Source organism: Geothrix paludis (assembly GCF_022808815.1).
Lineage (GTDB): Bacteria > Acidobacteriota > Holophagae > Holophagales > Holophagaceae > Geothrix > Geothrix paludis.
In genome coordinates, this window is record NZ_JAKZLC010000006.1 from 1 (window position 1) to 13,573 (window position 13,573).

Sequence of the window (13,573 nt, forward strand, 5' to 3'; positions counted from 1 at the left end):
TGCCTTCAGTTCTTCTGCACTTGGGCTGATTGAATTGAATTTTGCTGTTTGAGAGAAGACAGGCATTCCAATTACAACAATGGACAATGCAACCCGGTGAGCGGAAAACATCGAGGGCTCCTAACGATTGAAGCTAACCGGCCCCGCCTGCACCGAGGCGCTGAGCGGAGCCGAGGAAGCGGGGAGCTGAGAGAGAGCGGATGGCAATGCAGGCGGGGTCCGAGTTGAGCGGATGGTTAGGCGACTCATTGATGGAACTCCAACCTCATGCTCTGGGCCTGAACAGATGAACCAGGCCGTAGAGGCCTCGGCATTTCGATCGGTTCGAAGCCTGCTGATGTATATAAATGAACCGCAGAGGTGTCCCCGCAGGTTACGCCCAAGGATATCGACTTGGCACCCCGGGTCTTTGCCCATTGGATGGACGTACTCAATAATAAACGCCCCAAACCTTGACCACGATGCTCTGGCACAACCCACATCTGGAATAGCTGGATGGCCGAGGAATCAGCGCTATCGACTTTGGCCCAGGCCAGACCTGCCGGTTCATTCCCCGCGAAGGCAATCAAAGGCAAATCAAAGCCAGATTGACTAGCTGCCATCAGGCTCTCGGCCCATTGGGCGTCAGGGCGCTCAATTTCGTTTGCAAGGGTGCTTCCGAAGGCATCGGGAGAATCGGCGAGGGCTCGGAGTCGAAGGCCTTTATAGGTCTTCCACTCGGATGGTTGGAATTGACGAACTGAAGAGGATTGAGGCATGGGTACGACGCTGGCGCCTAACGAATGAAGCTAAGCGGCCACGCCTGCACCGAGGCAATGAGCGGAGCCGGGATAGCGAAATGTTGAGAGAGAGCGTAAGGCAATGCAGGCGGGGTCCGACTTGAGCGGAAGGTTAGGCGTTCAGTTAGCCCTTTGGAGTAAGGTATTCTGCCCATAAGAGATGATAAAAAGCTCGCACTGGATCACCCGGATTCTTTAGAAGTTCTCGATGCTTTTCTTCCCCCAGCAATTCATCACTATCTTCTTGGGGTGGTCCGGCGCTGCCAGTCCATGCTCTACCAGTGGTTTTGGACTTTCCAGGAGCTGGATTGGGTGTGTTGGCGATTGTTTTCGCTCGCAGCGCTGCAGCCCTTTGAAGGCATTCTTCGGCCTTCTTGAGATCAGTTTCAGTGACCACCCAACCAAAACCTTTGTATGACCATGCAAGTTTGTCGTAAGCGAAAGGGTCACCCTCATCTGCTGCTCGTTGGAGGGCCTTAAGGGCCGCCGCTTTATCTCCATACAAATAGTACTGATCGGAGGCCATGAGCAGATTCCTAGGAAGGAAGTCACCTCGCTCCAACATGGTTGCCAGAAGAAGGTTGTCTTCCTTTGACCAGTGGGTGTTCCCTGCCTTGAATCGGAATTCTCCGAGAAGGTGATCTGCGAACGCTTGATCCTTCGGAACTCCATCACCATTGCGATACATATTGATTAGTTCAATCCAAGCCTGAGCGCACCATTGATTCCCCCCAATACCTAGCGCAGCTACATAGCAGCGACCGGCTCTAGTGGGATCAGGAGTGCCACACTTGGGATCTCTAAGCAATCTTGCGAGTTTGAGAAGAGCACTTGCATCGCCGAAGGGTTGGAGATTGTATTCACCCCAATCTGCATCTAGACGGCAAACCGCTTCATATTCCTTCCTCGCATCCTCGAAGCGCCCTTCCTTTTCTGCCTGTATGCCCAGGCGCTCACCTTCTGAGATCCTATGTGCCTGGGATTGGGTATTCCCAGATTTTTTTTCGATCCCATGAACTGCCAACTGACTAGTCAGTAACAAGCAGAAGCCGATGGTGCGAGCCATGTTCATGGTTGAACGCCTAACGAATGAAGCTAACCGGCCCCGCCTGCCCCGAGGCGACGAGCGGAGCCGAGTTAGCGAAATGCTGAGAGAGAGCGAAAGGCAATGCAGGCGGGGTCCGAGTTGAGCTGAGGGTTAGGGCGACAGGATGGGCTTTCATTGTTGCGCCGAGAGTTTGAAATATGGAGCGGCATTGGCCCACTGAGTTGTGAACTCCTTTTCAGCCCGTGATTGGAATTCTGCTCGAGTGATGGTTACCCAAGAGTGGTGGCATTGATCCGCACCGCTGGCCTTCAGGTAAAGAATTGGGCCCTTGCCGTAAATACCGCCATGGAGGCTACGGCATGTTGAGCAAGCGTGGTACTCCTGAACGATTGGCGGGAACATGCCATCGTGAGGCGTTCGGCCTGGACGAACGCAGCCGAACACTGAAAGCGCGAGGGAAGCCACAGTCAGAGTTCGACGGATCATGGGAGCCCTAACTAGACTTGGACGGCGAGGACGAAGTGGTTCGTAGTTCGCCTAATCCGGTTTGAGAAGGATGTAATTGCTGATTTTACCGTGGTGCTATTGAATGGGGCAATTTGGATGGGCAGACCAAAAAACCACGGATGAAGAGGGTTTTCCAGCAAGTGAAGCCTATTGATGCGATGCAGCATAAATTTTAGAGCGTACTCCGCTGGTTGGGCGGCCTAACGAATGAAGCTAACCGGCCACGCCCGCACCGAGGCGCTGAGCGGAGCCGAGGAAGCAGAATGTTGAGAGAGAGCGGAAGGCAATGCAGGCGGGGTCCGAGTTGAGCTAAGGGTTAGGCCATCGTCGGGAAAAGTGCCACAAATATTATTCATTATTTGGCTTTGGAAGTGACTTTGACCAGCACGCAAAATCCTTCTCTGTTGCTGAAATAAAATCGCTTAAAATAGATAAAAACTTATTGAGCTCATCCTCAGTCGTATCCCACTTAGACCCTTTGAAGGAATAGCTTTTGGGACCAAAACTAATACCCATTCTAGCTTTTTCATTACCAACATCTTTAGCTGTTGGAAGCCATTTGACGAAATGCGCAAATGTATGCCTCGCATCTTCTAAAGATTGAAGATATGATAAATTATGCTGGTAGATCGCCTTCGCGTTTGAAAGTGCCGTATAACCAGATATATAGTTCATAATATAAATTGATTTATAAACGCATTCCCAATAAGTCTCCCATTCCATAAGGGGCGACTGCATATAAAGAATCCATTCTTTTCCAACCAGGACAGGAATGTCTACTAATGGGCCAGTTCTTGGTTTAAATATAAATGGAGTGACTGGTTTATTATTACCAACCTTATCTTGGTAATCGATCGCCCTGCTGTGATGAACTGGTAGAAAACGGAAATATAATTCTAGTCGGTCCATTGCAAAGGACAGAGAAGTCCAGTTCTGTACGACTAATTCGCGATCGGTGATCTGTTTTTTCGCCACGGATGCTCCTCATGGCCTAACGAATGGAGCTAACCGGCCCCGCCTGCGCCGAGGCGCTGGGCGGAGCCGGGATAGCGAGATGTTGAGAGAGAACGGAAGGCAATGCAGGCGGGGTCCGAGTTGAGCTGAAGGTTAGGCCGAGACGCCAGTTCTGACGCGACATGAACCGAGGCGACGGGGAAACCGAGCGGAGATTGGAAAGACAAGGTGTGGCTTGTCACCATGAACGCACGCCAGCCACAAAACCCCAAGCAGAACGGCCGAACAGGCGAATTGACGAGCCGAACGGATAGCAGGCGAACCCGCTTTTCGAGGCCTAACTTTAAATTGGACGATAAGAGGGAAGGGGTTTGGGGTTCGTCTAGTCCGGGGGTGGGGGATGGTAAGTGTTGAAAATCCTGTGGAGCTAGGAAAGCGGGTGGCTGATTAGGCAGACTAAAAAAGGGCGGATGGGGGGGGCTAGCGGGCGGCTTTGAAGGTGGGTTTGGTGGGGGCGTTGGCGACGGCTTGGCCGAGGTCGAAGGTGAACTGGGCTTGCTGGAGCATGCCGCGCAGGTCCCAGGTGGGGTCGTATTCGTCGGTGACCTGGTGGTAGCGCTGACCATAGGCGGCGGCCTTGGCCTTCAGGGCGGCGGGGTCGGCGCCCAGGTAGTCCCGGCCGCCGCCCACGGAGAGGGCGGGCACGCCGGCCTGGACGAAGCTGAAGTGGTCCGAGCGGAAGTAGCCGCCCGCGGTATCGGGACGGGTGGAGGCGACGGCGAGTCCCGAGGCCTTGGCCACGGCGGCTCCCAGGTCGCCGAGGGTGCTGCGGTTGCCGAAGGGCAGGCCGATGTCCCGGGCGGGGGCCACGAAGTTGAGGCTGTCCAGGTTCAGGTCCGCCGCGGTCTTCGCCAGGGGCCAGAGGGGGCTGGCGGCGTAGGCTTTGGAACCCAGCAGTCCCTGCTCCTCCCCGCAGACGAAGAGGAACATCTGGCTGCGCCGGGCGGGGGTGTGGACGGCGGTCTGGGCCATGGCGAGCAGGGCCGCGCAGCCCGAGGCATTGTCCACGGCGCCGTTGTAGATGCCGTCCCCCTCGTGGCCCGGGTGGCTGTCCGGGGCCGGGGCGGCGCCCTTGCCCAGGTGGTCCCAGTGGGCGGAATAGATGACGACCTCTTCCTTCCGGGCCGGGTCGGCGCCGGGGATCACGCCGGCCACGTTGAACTGGTCCAGGGTGCGCACGGCGCTTTGCACGGTGCCTTTGAGGCGCAGGTCCAGGGGCACGGGGCGGAAGTCGCGGCGCTGGGCGGCGGCCCGGAGGGCGTCGAGGTCCCCGCCCCCCTGCTTCACCAGGGCCCGGGCCACCTCCTCGGTGACCCAGCCTTCGAGCGGCGCACCCTCGGGGCCCTTGGCCAGCCGGAAGCGCTCCGCGTCCCAGCCGTTGCGCACCACGGGCCAGCCATAGCTGGCGGAGGGGGTGGTGTGGATGAGCAGGATGCCGGCGGCGCCCTGGCGGGCAGCCTCCTCGAACTTGTAGGTCCAGCGGCCGAAATAGCTGAGGTCGGGGCCCTCGAACCGCCCTGGTTCCTCAGCGGTGGGGGCGGGCTCGTTCACGAGCACCAGCAGGACCTTGCCCTTCAGGTCCGCCCCCTTGAAGTCATCCCAGCGGTCCGCGGAGGAATGGATGCCGAAGCCCGCGAAGACCACGGGCGCATCGAAGGCCTGCTCGGGCCGGGCGACGCCGGAACCGTAGACGATGCCCGGGCCGAAGGCGGGCGTGGCGCAGGCCCCGCCGCCCATGAAGCTCAGGACACTGCGGTCGGTGAGGGTGCGGAGGCCCAGCAGGGAGACGGCCTGCCGGTACGACGTTCCCTGGGCGGGCTTCAGGCCCAGGGCCTGCAGCTGGGTCTCCAGGTAGCGCACGGTCAGCTCGGCCCCCCGCTGCCCGGTGCCGCGGCCCTCTAGCAGGTCGTCCGCCAGGAAGGCCAGGTGGGCGCGAAGGGGCCCCTCCGGCACGGGGGGCGCCGCCTGGGCGAAAAAAGAGACCGTGGCCAGGAGGAACGGCAGCACGCGCATGGGGACTCCGGAGGGAGCCTCCAGCTTACCTCGCAAGACGGGGTTTGTCGGGGGGCCTTCCCAGCTCGAATTGCACGGCCCCCAGCAGGGCCACGGGGGCGGTGACGGCCCGGAGGATGCTGCGGCCCAGGCTCACGGGGCACCAGCCGGCGGCGGACAGGGCCGCATACTCGGCGTCCGTGATGCCCCCTTCGGGCCCGCAGGTGAAGGCCAGGGCCTCCCGGCGCAGGTCCGGGTTGGCCTGCCCCGTGGCCAGCTCGTAGGCCACCCACTTCTGGGGCGCGTCCCAGGCCGGCAGGGCGGGAAAGGGGATGGGCGGGCGGAGCTCGGGCAGGCGGCTGCGGTGGCTCTGCTCGCAGGCGGACTGGAGGATCCGCGCCCAGCGCTCGGCGCGGGCGGCGGCCTTGGCGGCATCGAACTCGCTGCGGGCGTAGGCCACGGGCTGGATGAGCGTGGCGCCCAGCTCCACCAGGGGCGCCAGCCAGTCGTCGAAGAGGCTGAGCTGCGCGGGGATCGGCAGGCAGGCCTGGAGGGGGATGGGCGGCTCACGGTCCTCGTGCAGGGGGGCCACCAGGCGGGCCACCGCTCGGCCCCGGTCCAGCTCGGCCAGGTCCGCCTTCCAGGGCTGATCCCCCAGGACCAGCTCCAGGGCGTCGCCGGGCTGGAGGCGCAGGGCCCGCAGGTGGCGCGCGGCCTCGGCGCCCAGGGGCAGGATGACGTTCTCGGCGGCGTCAGCCGGGGGGGCGAGGAAGAGTCGGGGGAGGCTCACGGGCATCATCATCCCATGGGCATCCCATGGGAGAACCCTCCCCCTGGCCAGGGGGCTTCCGGCGTTCGATAAGCTGGATGTCCTGGAGGACTCCTTGGTCGACGCCCTGTTGCAAGCCGCTCCCTGGTGGGCCTGGGGGGGCTTCCACGCCTTCGTGTTCCTGATGCTCACGTTGGATCTGGGCGTGTTCAACCGGAAGATCCACGCGCCCAGCATGCGGGAGGCCGGAATCTGGAGCGCGGTGTGGATCACGCTGGCCCTCATCTTCAACGCGGTGATCTTCCAGGCGGAGGGCACCCAGAAGGGGCTGGAGTGGTTCACGGGTTACGTGCTGGAGAAGTCCCTCAGCGTCGACAACCTCTTCGTGTTCGTCCTGGTGTTCCAGAGCTTCCAGGTGGACCTGCGGCACCAGCACCGGGTGCTGTTCTGGGGCGTGCTGGGGGCCCTCGTCATGCGGGCCGCGATGATCCTCGCGGGCACGGCCCTGCTGAATCGCTTCGAATGGATGATGTATGTGTTCGGCGGCTTCCTCCTCTACACCGGCGTGAAGATGCTGCTGGTGAAGGGCGAGGATCCCGACCCCACCCAGAACCCGCTGGTGCGGGCCTTCCGCCGCTTCGTGCCCTACGACGAGCGGGGCGGTCACGAGCACTTCTGGTCATACCGGAACGGCCGCCGCTTCGCCACGCCCATGCTGCTGGTGCTCATCACCATCGAGGTGACAGACCTGGTCTTCGCCGTGGATTCCATCCCGGCGGTGCTGGCCGTGAGCCGCGACCCCTTCGTGGTCTACACCTCGAACATCTTCGCCATCCTGGGCCTGCGGAGCCTCTACTTCCTCCTGGCCAAGATGATGGACCGGTTCCACCGCCTGAAGACGGGCCTGGCCATGGTGCTGGCCTTCGTGGGCGTGAAGATGTGCGTCGCGGAGTGGGTGCACATCCCCGTGCAGTACAGCCTGGTGATCATCGCCGCGATCCTGGCCGGCAGCGTGGTGGCCAGCCTGGCCTGGCCCGCGGAGCAGGACGGCGCCGAATGATGCAGGTCTGGCGCCACACCCTGGAGGCGGCCCCCGCCGCGGGGCCCTCCATCGTCACCCTGGGGACCTTCGATGGCGTCCACGCGGGCCACCGGGAGCTGCTGCGCATCGCCGCCAGCCGGGCCCGGTCCGCGGGCCTGCGGGCGGCCGTGGTCACCTTCGACCCGCACCCCACGGTGGTGGTGGCGCCCCAGCGCAAGCCGAAGCTGCTCATGACCCTGGAGCAGCGCCTGGAGGCCTTCGAATCCGAGGGCATGGACCTGGCCTGGGTGATCCCCTTCAGCCGCGCCTTCTCGGAGCTGAGTCCCGCGGCCTTCCTGGGCGGCGTGCGCCGGGCCCTCTCGCCGGTGGAGCTGCACGTGGGGCGGGCCTTCTGCTTCGGGCGGGACCGCAGCGGCAACGTCGACACCCTGGAGGCCTGGGGCGCCGAGCATGGCTGCGCCGTGCACACCCTGGCCCTGCGGGCCCCGGATGGCGGACGCCTCTCCAGCACCCGCATCCGGGAGGCCCTGGACCGGGGCGAAGTGGAGGCCGCCGCGGAGCTGCTGGGCCATCCCTACACCCTCACGGGCGTGGTGGTGGAGGGCGACCGGCGGGGCCGGCACCTGGGCTTCCCCACGGCGAACCTGGCCTGGGACCAGGAGCAGTTGCCGGCCTACGGCGTCTACGTGACCGAAGCCTTCCTGCCGCACCACCACCCTTCGCTGGGAGGCCCCCGCCTGGGGCTCACCAACGTGGGCGAAAAACCCACCTTTGAAGGCCGCCGTCTCACCGTGGAAACCCACCTGCCGGGCTTCGAGGGTGACCTCTACGGCGCCCGCCTGCACCTGCGCTTCCTCCATCGTCTCCGGGGCGAGGCCCGGTTCGCCTCCGTGGACGAGCTCCGGGCCCAGATCACGCAGGACGTGGCCGAAGGCACCGCCTGGTGGAAGGCCCGCCGGGCCTGAATCAGCTAGCGGCGGCCACCCGCCAGCGGGTGAGGGGGCGCTCCGAGAGGTCCCAGACCTGGAAGCCCAGGGGGAGGCGGCTCACGCCCAGGCGCTGGCGGATCTGGGCCTTGGCCGACTCGAGGCTCTCGGCCTCGATGGGGCCGTACTCCATGAAGTAGCCGCTGAACTTGTAGCCGAAACTGCGAAAAGAGGTCCGCATGGGGGCTCCGTCAATCCCGTTTCCAAAATATTCGTCTTTTATTCGTGTTCGTCAAGGCGGAATCACGAAAAAAGTTTGGAAGAGGGGGGAGGAACCCTTCCAGCTTGGGCCCACCCATGGGACAGGGGCTGTCGAATCCATGGCCGCCCGATCCTCTGGTTCAGCGGAACCAGAGCTCCACGCGGGCCTGGAAGGGCGGGGCCAGGGGCCGAGGCAGCGGCCTGGGCAGGGGCCGGAGAACGACGCGGCCCTCATCGCAGTCCTCGTCGCGGTAGGGCCGGACGTAGGCTTCGGGATAGTCGCCCCGGCGCTCCCAGCGGTCGTCCTCCCAGCGGCGGTAGGAATCCCGGCAGGCATCCCGTTCCACGATCACCACGCGGCGGGGGTGGCGCCAGGGGTTGTGGGCGGAGAGGGGGAAGGCGGCGAGGGTGGCGAGGGCGAGCAGGGCCAGACGGCGCATGGGACCTCCTGCGGGAGCGGGGTGGGTCACCCCGTGCGGAAGACATCTCACGAGTCGTGCCAGATCTGGAAGTGAAGCCATCAAGACGGTTGGCTTCGTGAAGGCGCCGGGGCGCCGCGCGAAATGCAACATCGGAACCCATGGGCGTGGCAGGGGGCGACGCGATCAGCGCTGCCGGCGATCCCCCACCACCACGGCGGGAACGCCCGCGACGATGGCCCATTCGGGCACGTCCTTCGTGACCACGGCCCCCATGGCCACCACGGCGTGGTCGCCGACGGTGACGCCATCCGTGACGCCCGCGTTGGCGCCGATCCACACGTCCCGCCCGATGCGGATGCCGCGGGAGCGCACGGGCTGGTCCTTGAGGTCGCGGTCCGGTTTCATCCCGTGATCGAAGGCGTAGATCGCCGCCCCGCTGGCGATGCGCGTGCCGTCGCCGATGGTGATGCCCCTGCGGCCGCCGTCGAGGCGGGCGCCGGCGTTCACGCTGACATCGCTTCCCAGAGTGAGGGGCCCGTGCAGGAAGGCCTGGGCGGCGATGGCGCAGCGGTCGCCCATCACCACGCCCCGCCCGGGCTCGCCGAAGATGGCGGCGTCCGGCGCGATGAAGCAGCCCGCGCCGAGGGTCACGGTCTCCTGGGCCACGAGGCGCGCCTGCACTTCGGCCTGCCAGGCCTCGGCCCAGGCCAGGTGCCGGGGCTTCAGGGCGAAGTACAGCCAGGGCATCCAGGCCAGGCGGCGCTGGTGGTGCTCCCGCAAGGCCTCGAGGTCGCGCATGGGGTCATGGTAGCGGGTACAGTGGGCCATGCCCCACCTCGGCCCCCTGCCCACCCTGTCCTTCGCCCTCGGCGTGGCGACGTCGCTGTTCTCGGTGCTGAACCCCATCAGCGCCGCGGCCATCTTCGCCAGCGCCACCACGGGCATGGAGCAGCCGGCCCTGCGCCGCAGCGCGAAGAAGGCCGCGCTCACGGCGGGCGCGGCCATGCTGGCCTTCGCCCTGGTCGGCCAGTTCATCTTCAGCCTCTTCGGCTTCACGGCCCTGGCCATGCGCTTCGTGGGCGGGGTGCTGGTGCTCTACCGCGCCATCGCCATGCTCTACGGCGAGGATCCCCGCGAGCGCACCACCGAGGACGAGAAGGCCGAGGCCAGCCGCAAGCTGCCGGAGGACTTCGCCATCATCCCCTTCGGCATCCCGCTGGTGGCGGGCCCGGGCACCCTGTCGACGGTGATGGGCATGATCGCGGGCATCAGCTGGCTGGAGTACGGCGTGGTGCTGCTGGCCATCTTCCTGAACACCTGGATCGTCTACCTGTTCCTGCGCAAGGCGCCGGCCGTCTTCGCCCGCCTGGGCGCAATCGGCACCAAGGTGGTGAACAAGCTCATGGGCCTCATCCTGGCCGCCGTGGCCATGCAGTTCCTCATCAACGGCGTGAAGGCCCTCTACGTCGAGATGCGTGAGACGCCGCCGGCAGCGATCATCGCGACGAAGTAATCCCGGCGTCAAAGAGCGGGAACACAGAGGCCGCGGACGTTCACAGAGGACACAGAGAAAACGCTTTCTTCTGTGTCCTCTGTGCGTTTCTGTGTCTTCTGTGTTCCGCTTTTAGCTTTTCCTACTTCAGCGCGGCCTCAATGGCGGCGCGAAGGTCGGCGCTCTCCGGGGCGACCTTGCTGGGGAAGGCCTGGAGCACCTGGCCGTCCTTGCCCACAAGGTACTTGTGGAAGTTCCAGGCGGGCTCGCCGTGCTTGGCGGTGAGAAACTGGTACACGGGGGCCTGGTGCGCGCCCTTCACGTCCAGCTTCTCGAAGAGGGGGAAGGTCACACCGTAGTTCTTCTGGCAGAAGCTTTCGATCTGGGCCGCGGTGCCGGGCTCCTGGGCGCCGAACTGGTTGCAGGGGAAGCCGAGCACCACCAGGCCGCGGTCCTTGTAGTCCGCGTAGAGCTTCTGCAGCCCCGCGTACTGGGGCGTGAACCCGCACTCGCTGGCCACGTTGACGGCCAGGACGACCTTGCCCTTGTAGGCGGCCAGGGACTGGGACTTCCCGTCCAGGGTGCGGAGGGTGATCTCGTGCAGGGACATGGGGACCTTCCTTTCGGCGGCGGGCAGGGACAGGGCGAGGCAAAGGGCGAGGGCAGCGCGCAAGGAACCTCCGGGGACACCGGTTGGATGCCTCCCCCCGGGGAGCCATGCCCGGCGGATGGAAAAACACTTGGGACCAGCGATCTCCGGGCGCATCTGCGTTAGCCTTTGAATCGACTGGACCTTCCCATGCCCGAATCCAGCCCGTTCCGCCCGACGCCCCCGGAGGCCGCCGTCACCGGCGCAGCCCGGATCGCGCTGACCTACGCGATCCTCTCGGCCGCCTGGATCCTGTTCTCGGACCGCCTGGTGCAGGCCCTCACGACGGACCCGGCCTGGATGACGGCCCTGAGCATCCTCAAGGGCTGGGCCTTCGTGGCCGTCACCGCCACGATGCTGTTCCTGATGGTGCGGCGCCTCGTGGCCCGCGTGGCCCACCGGGAGGCCCAGTTCCGCACGCTGATCCACGCCATCCCCGACATGGTGTGGCTGAAGGATCCCGAGGGCGTCTACCTCGCCTGCAACCCCGCCTTCGAGCGGTTCTTCGGGGCCCCGGAGGCCGCCATCCAGGGGAGGACCGACCATGACTTCCTCCCGAAGGAGGAGGCGGACTTCTTCCGCCAGAAGGACCGGGAGGCCATGGCCGCCGGGGGTCCCCGGGCCAACGAGGAGTGGGTCACCCTGGCGGACGGCGGCGGCCGCGTCCTGCTGGAGACCTTGAAGACGCCCATGCGGGACCGCTCCGGCGCCCTCATCGGCGTGCTCGGCATCGCCCGGGACATCACGGAGCAGGACAGCCACACCCGGGAGCGGGCGAAGCTCCAGGCCCAGCTCTTCGAGGCGCAGAAGCTGGAATCCATCGGACGCTTCGCGGGGGGCGTGGCCCACGACTACAACAACATGCTGGGGGTGATCCTCGCGAACGCGGACCTGGCCCTGGACCGGATGGGGGAAGGCCGCCCCGAGCGGAGGTACCTCGAGGAGATCATCAAGGCGGCGCGCCACTCGGCGGACCTCACCTCCCGGATGCTGGGCTTCGCCCGGCGGCGGGCGCTGGAGGCGAAGGAGGTGGATCTCAACCGGGCCGTGGCGGAGCTCCTGCCCGTCCTGGGCCGGCTGGCGGGCGAGCGCATCCGGATCGACTGGGAGCCAGCCGCGAACCTGTGGCCCGCGCTGGCCGACCCGACCCAGCTCGAGCAGGTGCTGACGAACCTGGTGGCCAACGCCCGAGATGCCATCGAGGGGCCGGGCCGGATCCGGCTCGAGACCGCCAACTGGACCCTGGTGGACGGGGATTGCGCGGCCTGGATCGAGGCGGAGCCGGGCCAGTACGTGGGCATCCACGTGGCCGACACCGGCGCCGGCATGGCGCCCGGGCTGGTACCCGACATCTTCGAGCCCTTCTTCACCACCAAGGCTTCGGGCCACGGCACCGGCCTGGGGCTGGCCATGGTCCACAACATCGTCCGGCAGCACCGGGGGACCCTGCAGGTGGACACGGCCCCCGGGCGGGGCACCACCTTCCGCGTGCTGCTGCCGCGGGCCGGGGGCGGCGCGCGGGGCGAGGCTTCCGCTACTTCCGCAGCTTCATCAGGTCCAGGAAGATCACCAGCGCCATGAGGGAGGCCAGGAGGATGAAGCCGCCCGTGAGGATCTTCTCCTTCAGCTCGATGGTGAGATCCTTGCGCCGCGCCCGCTCGAAGGCCAGCAGGGCCATGTGGCCGCCGTCCAGGGCCGGAATGGGCAGGGCGTTGAGGATGGCGAGCTGGAGGCTGATGGCCCCGCACATGAAGAGGAAGGTCTCCCAGCCGTGCTGGGCCGCCTTGCTGCCTTGCTTGATGATGCCGATGGGACCGGCCACCTCGGCGCTGCGGGCCTGGAAGGTCACCAAGCGCTTGAGGAAGCCGAAGACCTGGCCCGTGAGACGCCAGGAGGTCTCCACCGCGTAGCGGCCGCCGGTCAGGAGGTCGCCCGCCTGGAAGGGGCGGAACTCCAGGGGCGTGGCCACGGGCAGGGGCATGAAGCCCAGGCGTCCCTTGCCGCCCTCGGCCCGGGGTGTGAGCGGGAGCTCCAGGGGCTTGCCGTCCCGGGTGAGGCGGAAGGGCACGGGCTGGTCCGGGTGGGCCTGGATGTAGGCCACGGCCGCCTCCCACTGGGCGCCAGGGAAGCTCAGGTCGCCGATGCCGCGCAGCTCGTCGCCCACCTTGAGGCCGCCCTGCTCCGCGGCGCTGCCGGACACAACCTCCACCACGGTCCAGGTCTCCTGCACCTTGGTGACGCGGGCCTGGTGGACGCCCACGAGGCCGAAGAGCACCAGCGTGGTGGCCAGGTTGGCCAGGATGCCGCCGCTGTAGAAGAGCATGCGCTTGCCGAAGGGCTGCTGGAGGAAGCCGTAGGGATCCTCGGCGCCGGGCTCCTCGGGGTTGAAGCCCGCCAGCTTCACGTAGCCGCCCAGGGGCAGCAGGGAGAGGCGCACGTCCGTCTCGCGCCACTTGAAGCCCAGCAGGCGCGGACCGAAACCGAGAGAGAAGACCTCGACCGGCATGCCCATCCACTTGGCCGCCAGGAAGTGGCCGCCCTCGTGAAGGAAGATGAGGCCGCCCAGCATGAGCACGGGGCCCCAGAACCCGGCTCCGGGAAGCTTGAAGGCGAAGAGGAGGGCGGCGAAGGCGAAGCTGAAGGACAGGGACAGGCGGAAGCGGTTCATGGAT

General features: G+C 65.4%; 14 protein-coding genes. 4 read left to right on the forward strand and 10 right to left on the reverse strand.

The features are described 5' to 3' along the window. Positions 1–245 precede the first annotated feature (245 nt). The 5 genes from MLE64_RS16045 to MLE64_RS14075 all read right to left on the reverse strand — a co-directional run bounded on the left by MLE64_RS16045 (position 246) and on the right by MLE64_RS14075 (position 6,130). Complete coding sequence (locus MLE64_RS16045) at positions 246–758, reverse strand: GNAT family N-acetyltransferase (protein ID WP_423748261.1); 513 nt, start codon at positions 756–758, stop codon at positions 246–248. A 145-nt stretch (positions 759–903) separates the two neighbouring features. Then, positions 904–1,845, reverse strand: coding sequence for an SEL1-like repeat protein (locus MLE64_RS14060; protein ID WP_243318610.1), 942 nt, complete (start codon positions 1,843–1,845; stop codon positions 904–906). 837 nt (positions 1,846–2,682) lie between these two features. After that, on the reverse strand, positions 2,683–3,309 hold the full coding sequence (locus MLE64_RS14065; RefSeq protein ID WP_243318612.1) for a hypothetical protein: 627 nt from the start codon (positions 3,307–3,309) through the stop codon (positions 2,683–2,685). A 459-nt stretch (positions 3,310–3,768) separates the two neighbouring features. Beyond that, positions 3,769–5,361 (reverse strand): M28 family peptidase, encoded by a 1,593-nt coding sequence (locus tag MLE64_RS14070; protein WP_243318614.1) that lies wholly within the window; start codon positions 5,359–5,361, stop codon positions 3,769–3,771. Positions 5,362–5,386: 25 nt separating this feature from the next. After that, a complete protein-coding gene (locus MLE64_RS14075) occupies positions 5,387–6,130 on the reverse strand; it encodes an RsmE family RNA methyltransferase (RefSeq protein WP_243318616.1) in 744 nt (247 codons plus the stop codon). 94 nt (positions 6,131–6,224) lie between these two features. Between MLE64_RS14075 and MLE64_RS14080 the strand changes: the two genes are divergently transcribed. Both MLE64_RS14080 and MLE64_RS14085 read left to right on the forward strand, forming a co-directional pair. After that, entirely contained in the window at positions 6,225–7,169 is a 945-nt protein-coding gene (locus tag MLE64_RS14080) for a TerC family protein (RefSeq protein ID WP_243318618.1), read from the forward strand. Continuing rightward, a complete protein-coding gene (locus MLE64_RS14085; protein WP_243318620.1) occupies positions 7,166–8,116 on the forward strand; it encodes a bifunctional riboflavin kinase/FAD synthetase in 951 nt (316 codons plus the stop codon). The genes MLE64_RS14080 and MLE64_RS14085 overlap by 4 nt, the downstream gene beginning before the upstream one ends. 1 nt (position 8,117) lies before the next feature. Here the strand turns inward: MLE64_RS14085 and MLE64_RS14090 are convergent, their stop codons facing one another. The 3 genes from MLE64_RS14090 to MLE64_RS14100 all read right to left on the reverse strand — a co-directional run bounded on the left by MLE64_RS14090 (position 8,118) and on the right by MLE64_RS14100 (position 9,588). Continuing rightward, positions 8,118–8,318 (reverse strand): hypothetical protein, encoded by a 201-nt coding sequence (locus tag MLE64_RS14090; protein ID WP_243318622.1) that lies wholly within the window; start codon positions 8,316–8,318, stop codon positions 8,118–8,120. A gap of 160 nt (positions 8,319–8,478) precedes the next feature. After that, positions 8,479–8,778, reverse strand: coding sequence for a hypothetical protein (locus MLE64_RS14095; RefSeq protein WP_243318624.1), 300 nt, complete (start codon positions 8,776–8,778; stop codon positions 8,479–8,481). A 165-nt stretch (positions 8,779–8,943) separates the two neighbouring features. After that, a complete protein-coding gene (locus MLE64_RS14100; protein WP_243318625.1) occupies positions 8,944–9,588 on the reverse strand; it encodes an acyltransferase in 645 nt (214 codons plus the stop codon). On the opposite strand from MLE64_RS14100, the gene MLE64_RS14105 reads away from it, so the two are divergent. After that, complete coding sequence (locus MLE64_RS14105) at positions 9,587–10,273, forward strand: MarC family protein (protein ID WP_243318627.1); 687 nt, start codon at positions 9,587–9,589, stop codon at positions 10,271–10,273. The two genes, MLE64_RS14100 and MLE64_RS14105, sit on opposite strands and share 2 nt — an antisense overlap. Positions 10,274–10,394: 121 nt before the next feature. Here MLE64_RS14105 and MLE64_RS14110 read toward each other — a convergent pair whose 3' ends face one another. Further along, the gene (locus MLE64_RS14110) at positions 10,395–10,925 is read right to left on the reverse strand and encodes a glutathione peroxidase (protein WP_243318629.1); all 531 of its coding nucleotides are present in this window, start codon (positions 10,923–10,925) and stop codon (positions 10,395–10,397) included. A 126-nt stretch (positions 10,926–11,051) separates the two neighbouring features. Between MLE64_RS14110 and MLE64_RS14115 the strand changes: the two genes are divergently transcribed. Beyond that, complete coding sequence (locus tag MLE64_RS14115) at positions 11,052–12,482, forward strand: two-component system sensor histidine kinase NtrB (RefSeq protein WP_243318631.1); 1,431 nt, start codon at positions 11,052–11,054, stop codon at positions 12,480–12,482. On the opposite strand, the gene MLE64_RS14120 is transcribed toward MLE64_RS14115, so the two are convergent. Beyond that, positions 12,436–13,569, reverse strand: a complete 1,134-nt coding sequence (locus MLE64_RS14120; protein ID WP_243318633.1) for a M50 family metallopeptidase — start codon at positions 13,567–13,569, stop codon at positions 12,436–12,438. The two genes, MLE64_RS14115 and MLE64_RS14120, sit on opposite strands and share 47 nt — an antisense overlap. Positions 13,570–13,573: the final 4 nt, after the last annotated feature.

Excerpts from the sequence above, each read along its gene's own strand:
- MLE64_RS14060 (WP_243318610.1), bottom strand. The coding sequence starts at position 1,845 with ATGGCTCGCACCATCGGCTTCTGCTTGTTACTGACTAGTCAGTTGGCA.
- MLE64_RS14115 (WP_243318631.1), top strand. The coding sequence starts at position 11,052 with ATGCCCGAATCCAGCCCGTTCCGCCCGACGCCCCCGGAGGCCGCCGTC.
- MLE64_RS14105 (WP_243318627.1), top strand. The coding sequence starts at position 9,587 with ATGCCCCACCTCGGCCCCCTGCCCACCCTGTCCTTCGCCCTCGGCGTG.
- MLE64_RS14100 (WP_243318625.1), bottom strand. The coding sequence starts at position 9,588 with ATGGCCCACTGTACCCGCTACCATGACCCCATGCGCGACCTCGAGGCC.
- MLE64_RS14090 (WP_243318622.1), bottom strand. The coding sequence starts at position 8,318 with ATGCGGACCTCTTTTCGCAGTTTCGGCTACAAGTTCAGCGGCTACTTC.
- MLE64_RS14095 (WP_243318624.1), bottom strand. The coding sequence starts at position 8,778 with ATGCGCCGTCTGGCCCTGCTCGCCCTCGCCACCCTCGCCGCCTTCCCC.
- MLE64_RS14120 (WP_243318633.1), bottom strand. The coding sequence starts at position 13,569 with ATGAACCGCTTCCGCCTGTCCCTGTCCTTCAGCTTCGCCTTCGCCGCC.
- MLE64_RS14085 (WP_243318620.1), top strand. The coding sequence starts at position 7,166 with ATGATGCAGGTCTGGCGCCACACCCTGGAGGCGGCCCCCGCCGCGGGG.
- MLE64_RS16045 (WP_423748261.1), bottom strand. The coding sequence starts at position 758 with ATGCCTCAATCCTCTTCAGTTCGTCAATTCCAACCATCCGAGTGGAAG.
- MLE64_RS14070 (WP_243318614.1), bottom strand. The coding sequence starts at position 5,361 with ATGCGCGTGCTGCCGTTCCTCCTGGCCACGGTCTCTTTTTTCGCCCAG.